The 17,021-nt window shown below is 66.5% G+C and carries 16 protein-coding genes; 6 read left to right on the forward strand and 10 right to left on the reverse strand.

Annotated elements, in window-relative coordinates:
• Positions 1-78: 78 nt before the first annotated feature.
• Positions 79-2,523, forward strand: coding sequence for a penicillin-binding protein 1A (locus tag EL288_RS23825; RefSeq protein WP_003806946.1), 2,445 nt, complete (start codon positions 79-81; stop codon positions 2,521-2,523).
• Positions 2,524-2,579: 56 nt separating this feature from the next.
• On the opposite strand, the gene cyaY is transcribed toward EL288_RS23825, so the two are convergent.
• Complete coding sequence (gene cyaY / locus EL288_RS23830; protein WP_003806945.1) at positions 2,580-2,909, reverse strand: iron donor protein CyaY; 330 nt, start codon at positions 2,907-2,909, stop codon at positions 2,580-2,582.
• A gap of 19 nt (positions 2,910-2,928) precedes the next feature.
• Here cyaY and lptM point away from each other — a divergent pair, with 19 nt between their 5' ends.
• Positions 2,929-3,126 carry an LPS translocon maturation chaperone LptM gene (gene lptM, locus EL288_RS24505; protein ID WP_085963109.1) on the forward strand — a complete coding sequence of 66 codons (198 nt, stop codon included), beginning with the start codon at positions 2,929-2,931 and terminating at the stop codon, positions 3,124-3,126.
• Positions 3,123-4,412 (forward strand): diaminopimelate decarboxylase, encoded by a 1,290-nt coding sequence (lysA, locus tag EL288_RS23840; RefSeq protein ID WP_003806944.1) that lies wholly within the window; start codon positions 3,123-3,125, stop codon positions 4,410-4,412. The genes lptM and lysA overlap by 4 nt, the downstream gene beginning before the upstream one ends.
• Positions 4,413-4,482: 70 nt before the next feature.
• Here the strand turns inward: lysA and ccsB are convergent, their stop codons facing one another.
• From ccsB to EL288_RS23855, 3 genes are all read right to left on the reverse strand, one after another.
• Positions 4,483-5,817, reverse strand: coding sequence for a c-type cytochrome biogenesis protein CcsB (ccsB, locus tag EL288_RS23845; RefSeq protein WP_003806943.1), 1,335 nt, complete (start codon positions 5,815-5,817; stop codon positions 4,483-4,485).
• A 9-nt stretch (positions 5,818-5,826) separates the two neighbouring features.
• Positions 5,827-7,923, reverse strand: a complete 2,097-nt coding sequence (locus EL288_RS23850; protein ID WP_003806942.1) for a cytochrome c biogenesis protein ResB — start codon at positions 7,921-7,923, stop codon at positions 5,827-5,829.
• Between the two features lie 119 nt (positions 7,924-8,042).
• Positions 8,043-8,744 (reverse strand): c-type cytochrome, encoded by a 702-nt coding sequence (locus tag EL288_RS23855; protein ID WP_003806941.1) that lies wholly within the window; start codon positions 8,742-8,744, stop codon positions 8,043-8,045.
• Positions 8,745-8,967: 223 nt separating this feature from the next.
• On the opposite strand from EL288_RS23855, the gene yihA reads away from it, so the two are divergent.
• Positions 8,968-9,591: a ribosome biogenesis GTP-binding protein YihA/YsxC gene (gene yihA / locus EL288_RS23860; protein WP_003806940.1), complete on the forward strand. Its 624-nt coding sequence runs from the start codon at positions 8,968-8,970 to the stop codon at positions 9,589-9,591.
• Positions 9,588-10,604, forward strand: coding sequence for a porphobilinogen synthase (gene hemB / locus EL288_RS23865; protein ID WP_033454120.1), 1,017 nt, complete (start codon positions 9,588-9,590; stop codon positions 10,602-10,604). Before yihA ends, hemB begins: the two co-directional genes overlap by 4 nt.
• On the opposite strand, the gene EL288_RS23870 is transcribed toward hemB, so the two are convergent.
• Genes EL288_RS23870 through cutA form a run of 3 tightly spaced genes read right to left on the reverse strand, consistent with a single transcriptional unit; the run spans position 10,601 to position 13,968 of the window.
• Positions 10,601-11,638, reverse strand: a complete 1,038-nt coding sequence (locus tag EL288_RS23870) for a DMT family transporter (protein WP_080703255.1) — start codon at positions 11,636-11,638, stop codon at positions 10,601-10,603. The two genes, hemB and EL288_RS23870, sit on opposite strands and share 4 nt — an antisense overlap.
• 40 nt (positions 11,639-11,678) lie before the next feature.
• Positions 11,679-13,616, reverse strand: coding sequence for a protein-disulfide reductase DsbD (gene dsbD, locus EL288_RS23875; RefSeq protein ID WP_003806937.1), 1,938 nt, complete (start codon positions 13,614-13,616; stop codon positions 11,679-11,681).
• 10 nt (positions 13,617-13,626) lie between these two features.
• Positions 13,627-13,968, reverse strand: coding sequence for a divalent-cation tolerance protein CutA (gene cutA, locus EL288_RS23880; RefSeq protein WP_003806936.1), 342 nt, complete (start codon positions 13,966-13,968; stop codon positions 13,627-13,629).
• Between the two features lie 106 nt (positions 13,969-14,074).
• Here cutA and EL288_RS23885 point away from each other — a divergent pair, with 106 nt between their 5' ends.
• Positions 14,075-14,512 (forward strand): HIT family protein, encoded by a 438-nt coding sequence (locus tag EL288_RS23885; protein WP_003806935.1) that lies wholly within the window; start codon positions 14,075-14,077, stop codon positions 14,510-14,512.
• A 128-nt stretch (positions 14,513-14,640) separates the two neighbouring features.
• Here the strand turns inward: EL288_RS23885 and rplQ are convergent, their stop codons facing one another.
• The 3 genes from rplQ to rpsD all read right to left on the reverse strand — a co-directional run bounded on the left by rplQ (position 14,641) and on the right by rpsD (position 17,019).
• Positions 14,641-15,036 (reverse strand): 50S ribosomal protein L17, encoded by a 396-nt coding sequence (rplQ, locus tag EL288_RS23890; protein WP_003806934.1) that lies wholly within the window; start codon positions 15,034-15,036, stop codon positions 14,641-14,643.
• A 158-nt stretch (positions 15,037-15,194) separates the two neighbouring features.
• Entirely contained in the window at positions 15,195-16,181 is a 987-nt protein-coding gene (locus EL288_RS23895; RefSeq protein ID WP_003806932.1) for a DNA-directed RNA polymerase subunit alpha, read from the reverse strand.
• A gap of 214 nt (positions 16,182-16,395) precedes the next feature.
• Positions 16,396-17,019 (reverse strand): 30S ribosomal protein S4, encoded by a 624-nt coding sequence (gene rpsD / locus EL288_RS23900; protein ID WP_003806931.1) that lies wholly within the window; start codon positions 17,017-17,019, stop codon positions 16,396-16,398.
• Positions 17,020-17,021: the final 2 nt, after the last annotated feature.

Below are 17,021 nucleotides of genomic sequence, written 5' to 3' on the forward strand. Positions count from 1 at the left end.
ACCACACTGAACGATTCTGTTACAGAAACTGCCATGGCCCCAATTGGGACAATGGGAGATAACCGTACAATCGCCGCGATGAGCAAGCGCCAGAATTCAACCAAGCAGGACAAGCCCGCCAAGAGCGGTTCAGCGATTTTGCGGTTCTTCCTGAAGGCCGGCATCTTCTTTGGCGGCCTGGCCCTGTGCGGCGTACTGCTGGCCGGCATGGCCCTGGCGCTGGCCTGGCCCAACCTGCCCGATCTGCACGCCATGACCGACTATCGGCCGCGCGTGCCGCTGCGCGTCTATACGGCCGACCGGGTGCTGATCGGCGAATTCGGCGAAGAGCGCCGCAACGTGCTGCGCTTCAACGAAATCCCCGATGTCATGAAGTCGGCGGTGCTGGCCGCCGAGGACGATCGTTTCTACCAGCACGGCGGGATCGACTGGATGGGCGTCATCCGCGCCGGCCTGACCAACCTGATCAGCATGTCGAAGTCGCAAGGCGCGAGCACCATCACCATGCAGGTGGCGCGCAACTTCTACCTGTCGTCCGAGAAGACCTATTCGCGCAAGTTCTACGAACTGCTGCTCACCTTCAAGATCGAATCGCAGCTCACCAAGGACCAGATCCTCGAGCTGTACATGAACCAGATCTACCTGGGCCATCGCGCCTACGGCTTCGCCGCCGCCTCGCGCACCTATTTCGGCAAGCCGCTGTCGCAGGTCACGCCGTCCGAGGCCGCCATGCTGGCCGGCATTCCCAAGGCGCCGTCGCGCTTCAACCCGATTTCCAACCGCCCGCGCGCCGAACTGCGCCAGCGCTATGTGCTGGGCCGCATGTATTCGCTGGGCTACCTGACCGAGCCCGAATACAAGGAAGCGATGGCGCAGCCCATCGTGATCAAGTCGGCCGAAGGCACGCCGGCCGGCGGCTACGCCATCCATGGCGAATACGTCGCCGAACTGGCGCGCCAGCTGCTCTACAACGTGTACCAGGACAACCTGTATTCGCGCGGCATCAACATCTACACCACCGTCCAGTCGAAGGACCAGGAATCGGCCTATCGCGCGGTGCGCGACGGCGTGCTCGAATACACGCGGCGCGCGCCCTACCCCGGCCCCGAGGAACAGCTGGACATGCCGGCCGGCGTCGAGAACGACCCGCAGGCGCTGGACGAATTCCTCGATGGCGTGTTCGACAAGTTCTCCGACAGCGGCGACCTGCTGACCGCCGTCGTGCTGTCGGCCAGCCCCACCGAGATCAAGCTGGTGCGCAGCTCGCGCGAAGTCATCTCCATCACCGACAAGAAGGCGCTGGGCGTGGTGGCGCGGGCGCTGACGGACAAGGCCAAGCCCGAGATGCGCCTGAAGCGCGGCTCGGTCGTCTACATCCACAAATACAACGACAACTGGGAAGTCATCAACATGCCGGCGGTGCAGGCCGCGTTCGTGGCGCTGTCGCCGCAGGACGGCGCCATCCGCGCCATGGTCGGCGGCTTCGACTTCTACCGCGGCAACTTCAACCGCGTGACGCAGGCATGGCGCCAGCCCGGCTCGAACATCAAGCCGTTCATCTATGCCGCCTCGCTCGAGCGCGGCCTGACGCCGGCCACCCAGATCTCCGACCAGCCGTTCGAACTGTCCGCGGCGCAGACCGGCTCCAAGGCCTGGCATCCGAAGAACTACGGCAACCAGTACGAGCCCATGCTGACCATGCGCCAGGGCCTGTACAAGTCGAAGAACATGGTGTCCATCCGCATCCTGCAGGCCATCGGGCCGCAGTACGCCCAGGACTACCTCACCCGCTTCGGTTTCGACAAGGCGCGCCAGCCCGCCGTGCTGCCGCTGGCGCTGGGCGCCGGCTCGGTCACGCCCTTGCAGCTGGCCGGCGCCTATGCGGTGTTCGCCAACGGCGGCTACCGCATCACGCCCTACCTGATCGATCGCGTCACCGACAGCTCCGGCAAGGTCCTGATGCAATCGCGTCCGGTCATCGCCGGCGATGCGGCCGCGCGCGCCATCGACGCGCGCACCGCCTTCGTCATGGACGATATGCTGCGTGGCGTGGCCACCAGCGGCACCGCCGCCCGCGCCCGCGCCACGCTCAAGCGCAGCGACGTCGCCGGCAAGACCGGCACCACCAACGAATCGGTCGACGCCTGGTTCTCGGGCTATACGCCCAGCCTGGTGGCCACCGCATGGCTGGGCTTCGACCAGCCCAAATCGCTGGGCTCGCGCGAGACCGGCGGCGGCGTGGCCATGCCGATCTGGCTCGACTACATGAAGGATGCGCTCAAGGGCGTGCCCGAAGAGAAGCAGCGGCCGCGTCCCGATGGCCTGCTGGTGGAGAACGGCGAGCTCTATTTCAGCGAGTTCCCGCCCGGCCAGGCGGTGGCGCGCCTGGGCTTGCCCCAGGCCGGCGACGCGCTGGGCGACTTCCTGAACGGGCTGACCGGCGGCAACGACAATTCGATCCGCGTGGCGCCCGGTGTGGGCACGCAAGGGTCGCAGCCCTGGAGCCAGAACATCCCGTTCTGACCCGTTGGCGGCCGGGCCGGGACGCAAGCGTCCCGGCCCGGCTTACACTGATGCAGTCAGAGGCGCACCGAAACCGGCACGCCGGCGGCCTCGGAACAGATCTGCGACAAGGCATCGGGCAGGCGCGGACCCCCACGGGTATCGTTCCAGTGCTGGCCATCGTAGCGATAGTGGAAACCACCGCTGCGCGCGGCGACCCACAGCTCCTGCATGGCGGCCTGCGCATTGACGACGACCTGGGTGCCGTCTTCGAACACCAGCGTCAGCACATTGCCGCTGCGGGTGGCTTCGATATCGACATCCAGGCCTGCGGCCCAATCGTCCGCCTGGCTTTCGATACTGTCGAGCACCTGGTCGACCAACGCAAGAAATTCGGTTTCCGTCATAATCCAACCTGCAACAATTATGGAGTTCCCTGTGTTCCATTCGGCACATAACCGTCTGGCTCTACGCATTGTAGCCACGCTGGCCCTCGGCGGGCTGCTTGCCGCCTGCGGCTACAAGGGTCCCCTGTATCTGCCGCCGCCCGAGCCCGGCCAGCCCGCGCCCACGGGGCAGCAAACGCCGCCCCCCTCCATCCCCCCTGCTCCGTCCCTGCCATGACCGCCGTTTCCGTCCAGCCCGACCTGGCTGGCTCGCCCCATTTCCGCTACCAGAACGGCGTGCTGCACGCCGAAGACGTGCCGCTCGACAGCCTGGCCGCCCAGTTGGGCACGCCGCTGTACGTCTATTCCCGCGCCGCGCTGCGCTCGGCCTGGGAGACCTATCGCGACGCCATCGGCGAGCGCCCGGTGCTGGTGTGCTTCGGCATGAAGGCCAACTCCAACCTGGCCGTGCTGAAGGAATTCGCACGCCTGGGCGCCGGCTTCGACATCGTGTCCGGCGGCGAGCTGGCGCGCGTGCTGGCCGTGGGCGGCGACCCCGCCAAGGTCGTGTTCTCCGGCGTGGGCAAGCAGGCCTGGGAAATGCGCGCCGCGCTCGAAGCCGACGTGAAGTGCTTCAACGTCGAGTCCGAGGCCGAACTCGAGCGCCTGTCCGACGTCGCCGTCTCCATGGGCCGGCGCGCGCGCGTATCGCTGCGCGTCAACCCCGACGTCGACGCCCAGACCCATCCCTACATCTCGACGGGCCTGAAGGAAAACAAGTTCGGCATCGCCATCGAGTCCGCGCCGGCGGCATACCGGCTGGCGGCTCGCCTGCCCGGCGTCGAAGTGGTTGGCGTCGATTGCCATATCGGCTCGCAGCTCACCGACATCAGCCCGTACTTCGACGCACTGGAAAAGCTGCTGGACCTGATCGAGCAGCTGGCCGAGAACGGCATCGCCATCAAGCACCTGGACCTCGGCGGCGGCCTGGGCATCCGCTACACGGACGAAATCCCGCCCTCGCCCAAGGCCTTGCTCGACCGGGTGTTCGAGCGCATCAACGCGCGCGGCCTGGGGCACCTGCATATCGTGCTGGAACCCGGCCGCTCGCTGGTCGGCAATGCCGGCGTGCTGCTGACCACGGTGCAATACCTCAAGCACGCCGAGGCGCGCAACTTCGCCATTGTCGACGCCGCCATGAACGACCTGCTGCGCCCGGCCCTGTACGAGGCCTACCACGGCGTGCAGCCGGTCACGCCGCGGGCCGACAAGCGGATCGAGTACGACGTCGTCGGGCCGGTCTGCGAAAGCGCCGACTGGCTGGCGCGCGGCCGCGCCCTGGCGATCCAGGCCGGCGACGTGCTGGCGGTGGAGTCGGCCGGCGCCTACAGCATGGTCATGGCCAGCAACTACAACACCCGGGTGCGCGCGGCCGAAGTCATGGTCGACGGCAACCGCCACTACATCGTGCGCCAGCGCGAAACGCTGGAGTCGCTGTACCAGGGCGAGTCCACGCTGCCCTGACGCACCCGCAAGGCCTGCCAAAGACAATGCCCCGCATCTGCGGGGCATTGTCTTTGAAGGGCGGCGCGGCTCAGAGCTCGCCGTACGAGTGCAGGCCCGACAGGAACATGTTCACGCCCAGGAAGGCGAAACCGGTGATCAGCAGGCCCACCAGGGACCAATACGCCGCCATGGTGCCGCGCAGGCCCTTGATCAGGCGCATATGGAGCCAGGCGGCGTAGTTCAGCCACACGATCAGCGCCCAGGTTTCCTTGGGGTCCCACTGCCAGTAGGCGCCCCAGGCGTCGGCGGCCCACAGCGCCCCCAGCACGGTTGCCACGGTGAAGAACGCGAACCCGATCGCGATGGCCCGATACATGATGTCGTCGAGCACTTCGAGCGACGGCAATGCCTGCGCGATGCGCGCGCGGGCCAGCAGAATGCCGCCCACGATCACCACGCCCGCGCCGCAATAGATCATCCAGGTGGCGGACAGGCCCTCGGTGCGGAAGACGATGGGCTCGACGCACAGGGCCACGCCCAGCACGAACAGCGGCGCCAGCTTCAGCCACGACGTGGTCTGGCCATGCTGCTTGACGAGGTAGGCGAAGCCCACCATAGCCGCCAGCGAGAACGTGCCGTAGCCGATGAAGTTGGCAGGCACGTGCAGCTTCATCCACCAGCTCTTGAGCGCCGGCACCAAGGGCTGGATCTGGCCGGCGTCGCGCGTGAACGAGTACCACAGCAGGAAGATCGTGGCCGACGTGATGACCAGCAGGACGAACCCGCCCAGCGCCCGCGTGGCGTACTTGCGCTCGTAGTAAAGGTAGAAAAGCGCCGTGATCAGCGCGAACAGCACGAACACTTCATACAGGTTGCTGACCGGGATATGGCCCAGGTCGGGCCCCATCAGGTGGCCTTCGCGCCAGCGCACCAGCAGGCCGGTCGTGCCGGCGAAGACCGCGCCCCACGTCAGTGCCGTGCCCAGCCAGGCTGCCGTCGGGCTCAGGATCCCGATCCAGTAGCACAGCATCGCCAGCACGAACAGCGCGCTCATCCACAGAATGGCCGATTGCGACGACAGCAGGTATTTGAGGAAGAACACCTGCTCGGCGCGCGCCAGGTCGTTCTGGTACAGCAGGAGCGCCAGCCCGGCGGCCAGCGCACAGGCGATCATCAGGTGGCGCAGCGGCCGCCACAGCCACCCCAGCCAGGCCAGCGCCGGCACGGTGCCACAGAGGATCAGCTTCTCGTAGTAATCCATGGCGCCGCTGAAGCGGGTCAGGGCAAAGCCCGCCCCCGCCGCCAGCAGCAGGAAGAACGCGATATCGGTCCAGTCGGGCCGGCCGCGCTGCGCGCGCCCGTCGCCCGTCGGGGAAAAACCGCTCGTCCAGGCCGCGGCGGAATTGCTGGTGGTGGTAGACATGAAAACCCCTTACGGCTTGCTCTGCCGCAATAATGCCTCGCGCAGGCGATCGAACTCTTGATTGAAGTCCAGTGTACGCTTCTGCGAGGTCATGGCTGCCTCGATGCTGCTGCCGGCGCCATCGGCGGCGGGCTTGACCCACACCCATACCCGCCTGTCGCGAATATAGAACATGGCGAAAATGCCCAGGATAAGCAGTACGCAGCCCAGATACACGGCATTCTTGCCGGGCGTGCGGGCCACCTGGAAAACGCTGCCCTGGCGCTCCTGGAAGTCGGTCAGGCTGAACATGACCGGCGCCGGATAGAACGCCAGGTCCGACAGCGCCGCCACCGCCACGCGCGACCATTGCGCCGCCTCGTCGGCCTGCGGGCCGCTTTGCGGCAGTGCCGGCAGGCCGGCCCGGGCGCGGGCGATATCGCGCAGCTCCGCCACGCTGGCGCCCACCAGGCGCACCACGATGCCCGCGGCGCGCTCCAGGTCGTCGGGCGCCGTATTGGCCTGCAGGAAGTCCGCAATGGCCTGCAGGCCGCCTTCGGCGAAGGTGGCCAGGGCCCGCTGCGCCGCGGTCTCCAGGGGCTGGCGATCGGTGCCGCTGGGCGCGTTGCGCTCGGCGAAGCGACGGGCCGCCTCCTGGCGCGCCGCCGGATCGGCCAGCGCCGCGCGCAGGCGCATGAATTCGGCCAGCGAACCCTGGTCATCGGCCGGAATGCGCAGGTACTGGAAATCGTCGGCCGGGTTGTTGCGCACCGCGCTCAGGAATACCGGCACGCCGTCGAGCACGACCGGCAGCATGTAATTCTGGAACTCGTGCGCCTGGCCCGCGTCGTCGATCAGCTTGTAGTCGATGCGCGGCCCCACATTGCGCAGGTTTTCGTTCTTCTTGCCCGCGGCGCTGCCGGCCACCGACGCCACGTGCTCGCGCAGGCTGAGATTCTGCGCGCCCGGCTGCCCGCCCGAGAAATCCTCGACGTTGATCACGCGCAGAGCGGTGAACTCGATTTTCATGCTTTTGGGCTGGTCGCCGATACGTGCGCCGATCTCCGACGTCTGGCCCACCACGCCGTCCACCTTGAACGGCGTATCGCCCGCGCCCACCAGCGGATAGCCGGTCAGGCTGACCGAACTGCCGCCGTCATCGAAACTGCTCTGATAGACGGTCACGCCCTTGTAGCGCAGCGGCTCATTGACCTCGATGGTCTGGTCGAACATCTCGCCGGTCTCGGGGTCCGTGACCTCGACCAGGCTGAGGAAGCGGCTGGGCATGCCGGTGGAGTAGTAATCGACCGTGAACTTCTTCAGCCGCAGCGAGAACGGCAGCGGCTGCACCAGCGACCGGTCGTTGACCGCGATGGTGGCCAGGCTCGCGTTGCTGCCCTCCGGAACCCAGAGATTGGCCCGGTAGCTGGGGTTGTTGACCGACAGCAGGGCGCTGTCCGGAATGTCCGCGCGCGCCATTTCGCCGTTGATGGCGATCGGCTGCTTGCCGTCGAACAATACCTGCAGCCGCACCGGCGCCTCGCTGTCGAGCAGGCCGCCGATGCAGATGATGACCATCGCCGAGTGCGCGAAGATGTAGCCCAGGCGGTTGGCGCTGCCTTTCTTGGCCGCCAGCATGATGCCGTCGCCATCGCGGCGCTCGCGCACGGCGTAGCCGAACTGGCCCAGCAGGCCGGTCACGCCCTGTGCCGTCTCGCTGACCGGCTGCGCCACCTCGGTCTGGACGCGGTGCGGGAAGGCCCGCAGGCTGCTGGCGCGCACGTGCTCGCGGAACGAGCGCGCCTCTCGCAGCATCTTGGGGGTATTGCGGATCAGGCACACCGAGGTGGACACCACCAGGAACGTCATGATCAGCAGGAACCACCAGCTGTTGTAGACGTGCCAGATGGAGAACTTGTCGAACACCTCGAACCAGAACGGCCCGAACTGGTCCACGTACACATTGCTGGGACGGTTCTGGGCCAGTACCGTCCCCACGATGCTGGCGATGCAGATGAACATCAGCAGGCTGACGGCGAAACGCATCGAGCCCAGCAGTTCGAAGACGTCGCCGGCCAGGCTGCGCAAGGTATGGCGGGAGGAGGGGGCTGTGGAAGTGGCGTTCATGAAAAAAGGGGGGCCGCGCAATCGGCTTCCCCCCCTCATAGACAACGGGCTCGGCAAACTTGTTCCGGCGCCCGGTTAAATTCTGGCGCGGCACCTGGCCGCGCCCGTCTCAGGCCCGGTCAGCGCAAGCCCGCGGCGTAATCGGCGACAGCCTTGATATCGGCGTCGGACATACGGTCCGCGATGTCGTGCATGGGCACACTATTGCCACGCTCGCCGCTGCGGAACAGCTTGAGCTGTTCTTCGATGTACGACGAAAACTGTCCCGACAGGCGGGGATACTGGCCCGGAATGCCCGCGCCGGTGGCGCCGTGACAGGCCGCACAGGCCGGCACGTTGCGATCGGCCAGACCGCCGCGCCAGATCTTCTGGCCCAATTCGACCAGGTTTTCGTGGCCAGCGGTAGCCGGCTCCTTGAGCGGCTGCTGCGACAGATACAGGGCGACGTTCTGCATGTCCTGCGCCGTCAGGGGCTGGGCCATGGCGGTCATGGGCGTGGGATTGCCTCCCGGCCCCATGCGCAGCGGCAGCTTCTCGCCTTCCTTGACCTTGAATTCCGTCAGTTGCTTGACCAGGTATTCGTGCGGCTGGGCCGCCAGGTTCGGGTTGGCCGGTATGGTGCTGCTGCCTGCCGCGCCGTGACAGGACGCACAGGCGATGACGCCACGCGACGCATCGCCCTGATCGTACAGCTGGGCGCCCTTGGCGGCGTCCGGCTTGGCCGGGCCCGCAGCGCCATCGGCGGCGAAACTCATGGAGTGAACCGATGCACCCAGCACCAGTCCGCTTGCTACCAACATCCGGGACAGCACACGCTTCATGAAATCCTCGACGATCGGACTCGATCAAGGCGCCTAAAGCGCCCTCCCATGCCTGCCCGCGCGGCTGCGAGAGTGGACGAAAACGTCTCCGCCCCATCCAGCCCTGGCATCGACGCCGGCCAGCGTCCTCGAACGCAAAAAAGCCAGCCCCGCGCGCGGAGACTAATGTTGCAAACGCCGGATTATACAATAGGGATCGAAACCAACCGTATCGGACTCCACCGTGTCCCTCCTACATCGCGCCTCTTTTTACATTTCGGCAGCCCGTCTGGACCAGTTGCCGCCTGCCGGCGCGCCCGAAGTCTGCTTCGTCGGCCGCTCCAACGCCGGCAAATCCTCGGCCATCAACGTGCTGTGCAACCAGCGGCGCCTGGCGTTTTCGAGCAAGACGCCCGGCCGCACGCGGCTGATCAACATGTTCGGCCTGCCCGATCCCCTCGCACCCGGCGAACAGCTGGGCTTCCTGGTCGACCTGCCCGGCTATGGCTATGCCTCGGTCGCCCATCGCGAGAAGGAAAAATGGGCCGACATCCTGGGCGGCTATTTGCGCGACCGGGCATCGCTGGCCGGCATCGTCCTGCTCATCGACATTCGCCGCGGCGTCACCGACCTCGATCGCCGCCTGACCAATTTCATCGCGCCCACCGGCAGGCCAGTGCTGGCCTTGCTGACCAAGGCAGACAAGCTGCCATACGGGCAACGCATGCGCACGGTATTCGCCGTGCGCAAGGACCTGGCCGATATCGGCGCCCTGCATATGGTGCCGTTTTCATCGACCGAACGCATCGGCCTCGAAGAGGCCGGCGCCCACATCGAGAACTGGATCTCTCCCAAGGTAGTGCCATGAAACCGCAGATCATTTCCGCCGCATTCCCGGTATCCCGCCCCCGCCGCCTGCGCCGCGACGATTTCACGCGCCGCCTGGTACGCGAGAACACGCTCACCGCCAACGATCTGATTTACCCGGTCTTCGTGACCGACGGCAAAGGCATACAGCAGGCCGTGCCCTCGCTGCCCGGCGTGGTGCGCTACTCGCTCGACACGCTGCTGCCCGTGGCCGAGCAGTGCGTCAAGCTGGGCATCCCGGTGCTGTCGCTGTTTCCGGCCATCGAGCCGGCCCTCAAGACGCCCGACGGCATCGAGGCGGCCAATCCCGAAGGCCTGATCCCGCGCGTGGTGGGCGAGCTGAAAAAGCGCTTTCCCGAACTCGGCGTGCTCACCGACGTCGCCCTCGACCCGTATACCAGCCACGGGCAGGATGGCGTGATCGACCCCGCCGGCTACGTGCTGAACGAGCCCACCGTCGAAATCCTCATCAAGCAGGCCCTGGTGCAGGCCGCCGCCGGTGTGGACATCGTCGCGCCCAGCGACATGATGGACGGCCGCATCGGCGCGATACGCCAGGCGCTGGAAGACCAGCAGCATATCCACACCCGCATCATGGCCTATTCGGCCAAGTACGCCAGCGCCTTCTACGGCCCGTTCCGCGACGCGGTCGGCTCGGCCAGCAACCTGGGCAAGTCCGACAAAATGGCTTACCAGATGGACCCGGGCAACATCGACGAAGCGCTGCGCGAAGTCGCCGCCGACCTGCAGGAAGGCGCGGACATGGTGATGGTCAAGCCCGGCATGCCCTACCTGGACGTGGTGCGCCGGGTCAAGGACGCGTTCCGCGTGCCGACCTTCGCCTACCAGGTCAGCGGCGAATACGCCATGATCAAGGCCGCCGCCGCCAATGGCTGGCTCGACCACGACAAGGTCATGATGGAGGCCTTGCTCGGCTTCAAGCGTGCCGGCGCCGACGGCGTGCTGACCTACTTCGCCCTCGAGGCCGCCACGCTGCTGCAGCAGCAGCGCTAGGCTCGCCTGGCCCGGGCCGGCCGCGCATCCGCCTGCCCCGCCGCCGGGGCGGGCGCGGTGCGCAGGCCCAGCCAGGTACCCGACAGCACGCAGGCCAGTCCGGCGAAGTGCAGCGCCGTAATGCGTTCGCCCAGGAACACCGCGGCGGCCAGCAGCCCGAAGATGGGCAGCCAGTTCACGAACATGGCGGCCCGGCTCATGCCCAGGCGGGCAATGCCGGCATTCCACAGCAGATTGGACACCCCCGACGCAATGACGCTGGAAAACAGCACCACCAGCCATGGCCAGGGCTCGAGCGTCCACGACGACGCCAGGTAGGTAGCGGGCGACAACGCCGCATGGGCGCTGAGCGTGACCGCGCCTACCAGGTACATGTACCAGAGGATGGTCAGGGGATCGAGGGCGCGGGATACGCGCTGGATGATCAGGCCGCCGATGACGAACACGATCACCGCGCACAGGGCCAGCACGTCGCCCCGGCCAACGCTGGCCAGCACGCCGTCGCCGCCGGCCACCACCAGGGCCACGCCGCCCAGCCCCAGCGCCGCGCCCCCGATGCGCGAGGCGGTCAGGCGCTCGCGGTAGAAAAAAGCCGCCAGCACCACCGAGAACAAGGGGCTGGTCGCCATGATCAACGTCGCATTGGCTGCCGGCGTCAGGCGCAGGGCGTTCACCAGCAGGATCTGGTGCGCGTACACCACCAGCAGCCCGGCGCAGGCCAGCCAGCCGAACTGCCGCAACGAAAGGCGCGGCACGCCATGCAGGCGCCACAGCAGGATCGCCGACACCGCCACGAAGGCCACCACGATGCGCACCGCGGCCACTACCTGCACGTCCATGTGGAACGTCAGGTATTTCACGGCGACGAGATTGACGCCCCAGGCGGCCATGACCAGCAGCAACTGCAGATACACACGGCCGACATTGGCCGGGGACGCGATGGCGGTGGACACGTAATGGGATGAAGGGTGGGAGGCTACCGGATCCCGCCGGCGCGGCTGGTATGGGCAACATCGTACCAGCCTCTCGCCCACGCCATCGCCTCGGGCGCGCCCGAGGCGATACGAAGCAACGTCAGGAGCCTGCTTGCGCCGGGCCCGGCGCGCCGGACCTGTCCGCCACCTGCTCCAGCACGCCGGCAAAGCGCCGCGCGTCCTGGAAACCCACGACCCGGATGTCTTCGATCAGCTTGCCGCCGGGTTCGAAGAACATGATGCCTGGCGGGCCGAACAGGCGGAAGCGCTTGAGCAAGGCGCGGTCATCGGCATTGTTCTTGGTGACGTCAGCCTGCACCAGCAGCATCTGCGACATGCGTGCGGCCACCGTGGGATCGCTGAAGGTGAAGTGCTCCATCTCGCGGCACGACACGCACCAGTCGGCATAGAAATCCAGCATGACGGGCTGCGTGCTCCGGGCCAGCAAGGCATCGAGTTCGGCGTTGCTGCGCACGCGCACGAAACGCGTCTTGTCCACGGCCGCCGGCCCGGCGGCGGCAACGGCCCCGCCCGCCGGCGCGCGCGCCGCCAGGTGCGACAGCGGCGCCAGCACATCGCGTCCGCCGCTCAGGGCGCCGATCAGCCAGGCCGCGCCGGCCAGCGCCAGCAGCAGGCCCAGCCCCTTGGCGAACATGCGCGGCGCGCCCGAACCCGCCGGCAGCGCATCGAAGGCGCGCAACATCACCGCGCCCACCACCGCCAGGAACGACCAGCCCAGCATCTGCACCCAGGTGGGCACCACCGGGATCAGCATCCACCAAGCCGTGCCCAGCAAAAGCATCCCGAACACCCGCTTGACGCTTTCCATCCAGGGGCCGGTACGGGGCAACAGCGTGCCCGCCGACGCGCCCACCAGCAGCAGCGGAATGCCCATGCCCCAGGCCATCGCGAACAGGGCCGCGCCGCCCAGGATCACGTCCCCGGTCTGCGAGATGTACAGCAACGCGCCCGCCAGCGGCGCGGCCACGCAAGGGCCGACGATCAATGCCGACAGCGCCCCCATGACCAGGGCGCCCGTTACACGGCCACCCGGGATCCGGTTGGAACGCTCGCTCAGGCGGGCCTGCAGGCCCGCCGGCATCTGGAAGGTGAAGGCGCCGAACATCGCCAGCGCCAGGACGGCCAGCAGGATGGCGAACAGCGACAGGATCCACGGCGTCTGCAGCCACGCCGCCAGGCCAGCGCCGCTCAGGCCGGCCGCCACGCCCAGCGCGGTATAGACGACCGACATGCCGAACACATAGGCGGCGGCCAGCCCCAGGCCGCGCCAGCGGCTTGGGCGCTGCGCCTGCGCGCCGCCCAGCACGATGGACGAGAGGATCGGCACCATCGGCAATACGCAGGGCGTAAACGCCAGCAGCATGCCCAGCAGCAGGAACACGCCGGCCGTCTTCAGCCACCCGCCGCCGCCGATGAAGTCCGCAAGCCGCGTATCGCCGGCTTCCAGCAAGCTGTCGAACGTGCCGCCGCCTTGCGGCGCGGACGCCGTACCCGCCGCGAGCGCATAGCCACCCGCCACGGGCGTCAGCTGCACCGTATTGTCCATCGGCGGGTAGCACAGGCCGGCGTCGGCGCAGCCCTGGCTGGTGACTGTCAGGGTGAACGGCTGCCCGTTGCCCTGCGACAACGGCACGCGCACCGCCACGGTACCGTAAAAGACCTCCATATCCTTATCAAAGGTAGGGTCATACTTCACCTTGCCCTGTGGATAGGCCGCCTCGCCCAGCGTCACCGCCTGCGCCGGGCTGGCCGACAGGCCGAAACGCTCGCGGTACATGTAGTACTCGGGCGCGATCCGGTAATTCAGGACCAGCGTAGCCGGGTCGGCCATGGCGGCGCTGAACACGAAAGCCTGCTCGGGCGGCAGGAAGTCGTCTTCGGTCAGGGCGGCTGCGGGGCGGGCGAACAACACCAGCGCCAGGGCCAGCATCCACGCCAGCCAGCGTCCCGCGGCCGCGGCGCGGCCTGTTGCGCTCGCGCCGTGCCCGGTGGCCGACGCGTGTCCGTACTGCATCATTCCTTCCTCTCTATTGCGAGTCGACGCCGCTGCTTTGCTCGCGTACCCAGTCCAGATAGGACGCGATACCGCCGATGACCGGCAAAACGATGATTTCCGGCACTTCGTAGGGGTGCAGTTGTGCCAGCGTCTGCACCACCGCCTGGTGCCGGGCGTATGTGGTCTTGATCCACAGAGGAATCTCGTCGGCGCCCTCTACCTCGCCTTTCCACCTGTACACAGACAGGACCGGGGCGCCAAGGTTCACACAGGCGGCCAGGCCGTCCTCGACCAGCACATGGGCCATGCGCTTGGCCAGCAGCATGTCTGGCGCATTGCTGATCACCAGCACGACGTCGTCATCTCGCAACATGGCGGCTCCTGGGAACGGGCATTGAGGGATACTGTGGGTATTTTATCGATAACGATCGGCGGGTATGTTCCTGCGCCGCGCCCGACCAACAAGGAGACTGCCAGACATGTCGCACGATTGCCTGTTCTGCCGCATTTCCCGCGAGGAGATCCCGGCCCACGTCATCCACCAGGACAGCCGCCTGCTCGCGTTCCTGGACATCCATCCCGTGCGGCCGGGCCATGTTCTGATCATTCCCCGCCAGCACTACCCGTATTTCGAGGACATGCCTGCCGATCTCGCCGGGCATATCCTGAATCTGGGCCAGCGCCTGGCCCGCCACATGAAGCGCCTGTATTCGGTCGAACGGGTCGGTTTCGCCTTCACCGGCATCCACGTGGCGCATGCCCATGCCCACCTGATTCCGATGCACCATCCGCAGGACGTCACGTCCACTCAGTACATCGAACAGAAAGACCTGACCTTCGTCATGCCGCCGCAGTCGCCGCCCGAACAGCTCGCGTCGGTGGCGCAGGATCTGCGCGCCGCCTTGACCAAGGCCTGAAGGCCCCTCGCCCTGCCGCAATCGGCGCCGTTGGCCGCCGCGGCCGGGCCGGCGCAAGACCTGCGCGCGCCGCAAAAAGCAAGGGCGGGTCCGAAGACCCGCCCTTGCCGCTTTCCGCGCTGCCGGATTTACTCGGCGTCGCTGTCCGCTTCGGATGCATCCACTTCCGGACGGTCAACCAGCTCCATGAAAGCCATGGGCGCGTTGTCGCCTTGACGGAAGCCCATCTTCAGCACGCGGGTATAGCCGCCGTTGCGGTTCGCGTAGCGCGGACCGATTTCGGCGAACAGCTTGACCACCGCGTCGCGATCGCGCAGACGGGCAAACGCCAGACGCTTGTTCGCGAGGGTGGGCTCCTTACCCAGCGTGATCAGGGGTTCGATGACGCGGCGCAGTTCTTTCGCCTTCGGCAGCGTGGTCTTGATCGCTTCGTGCGTGATCAACGAAACGGCCATGTTGCGGAACATGGCAAGACGGTGACTGCTGGTGCGGTTGAGCTTACGCAAGCCATTACCGTGACGCATGATATTTCCTTTGAATCTAAGGACGGCGTTTCCGCCATCGGGTTATCCGGCTCTTCTATCGGTCTGTGACAGGCCGCGGTCCGGTGGAAAAAGTATGCACCTTCCGATGCATGAAAACATCGCGGCGGGCGCATGGCGCGCCCACCGCGCTTGACTGCTTACGGGCGCTCGAGGCCCAGCGGGGGCCAGTTTTCCAGCTTCATGCCAAGGGTCAGGCCGCGTGCGGCCAGCACTTCCTTGATCTCGTTGAGCGACTTGCGGCCCAGGTTCGGGGTCTTGAGCAGTTCGTTCTCGGTACGCTGGATCAGGTCGCCGATGTAGTAGATGTTCTCGGCCTTCAGGCAGTTGGCCGAACGCACCGTCAGTTCCAGATCGTCGACCGGGCGCAGCAGCACCGGATCGATCTGCGGCGTACCGCGCACCGGCGGCTCGTACGCATCGCCCGCGCCTTCCAGCGCCGCGAACACCGAGATCTGGTCCATCAGGATGCGGGCAGCCTGGCGCACCGCTTCCTCGGGCGAGATCACGCCGTTGGTTTCGATGTCCAGCACCAGCTTGTCCAGGTCGGTACGCTGCTCGACGCGAGCGCTTTCGACGGCATAGCTGACACGGCGCACGGGGCTGAACGAAGCGTCCAGCACGATGCGGCCGATCGTGTGCGTGCGATCTTCCGACAGCGCGCGCACGTTGCCCGGCACATAGCCGCGGCCCTTCTCGACCTTGACCTGCATTTCGATCTTGCCGGCATCGGTCAGATTGCAGATCAGGTGATCCGGATTGATGATCTCGACGTCGTGCGGCAGCTCGATATCGCTGGCCACCACGGCGCCGGCGCCATTCTTGCGCAGCACCAGGGTCACTTCGTCGCGGTTGTGCAGCTTGAACACCACGCCCTTGAGGTTCAGCAGGATGTCGACGACATCTTCGCGAACACCGGCAATGGTCGAATATTCGTGCACCACGCCGGTCATCTGCACTTCGGTCGGCGCGTAGCCGGTCATCGACGACAGCAGGATGCGGCGCAGGGCGTTGCCCAGCGTATGGCCGTAGCCGCGCTCGAACGGCTCCATCACGATCTTGGCGTGATGCGCCCCGACCGGTTCGACTTCGATGGAACGCGGCTTCAGAAAACCTTGAGTGGACATGTACTGTTTTCCTTTTCAATACCCTCGGCTCGTTACACCGATAAGGCTGATGGAATTAAGTGAAACTACGCATAAACCGCGGCCCGAAAGCGGCCGCCGTTTCTACCGCAAAGCCCGCCCCGCCAAAATGGCGAAAGCGGGCTGGCGCGGGTGAGGCAAACGGTTCGCACAGCCACCACAGCACCGCCATCCCGAGGGCGGCGGCGCGCGGCGATCAACGCGAGTACAGTTCGACGACCATCGACTCGTTGACGTCGCGGGCGACGTCAGCGCGATCGGGGGCCGACTTGAACGTACCGGTCATCTTGCTGGCGTCGACTTCCACCCACTGGGGCAGGCCGATGCTGGCAGCCAGATCCAGCGATTCGCGGATGCGGCCTTGCTTCTTGGCCTTCTCGCGAATCGAGATCACGTCGCCGGCCTTGACCAGCATCGACGCGATGTCGGCGGTGTGGCCGTTCAGCTCGATGGCGCGGTGGCTCACCAGCTGACGGGCTTCCGCGCGCGTCGAGCCGAAGCCCATGCGGTAGACGACGTTGTCCAGGCGCGATTCGAGCAGCTGGATCAGCGTTTCGCCGGTGTTGCCACGACGGCGCTCGGCTTCAACGAAGTACTTGCGGAACTGCTTTTCCAGAACGCCGTACATGCGCTTGAGCTTCTGCTTCTCGCGCAGCTGCAGACCGTAGTCCGAAGTACGGGCACCCGAGGTGCGGCCATGCTGGCCGGGCTTGGAATCCAGCTTGCACTTGGAATCCAGCGAGCGGCGCGCGCTCTTCAGGAACAGGTCGGTACCCTCGCGGCGCGAGAGCTTGCATTTGGGTCCAATATAACGTGCCATGT

The sequence above is a fragment of the Bordetella bronchiseptica genome, from assembly GCF_900636925.1.
GTDB classification, from domain to species: Bacteria; Pseudomonadota; Gammaproteobacteria; order Burkholderiales; family Burkholderiaceae_B; genus Bordetella; species Bordetella pertussis.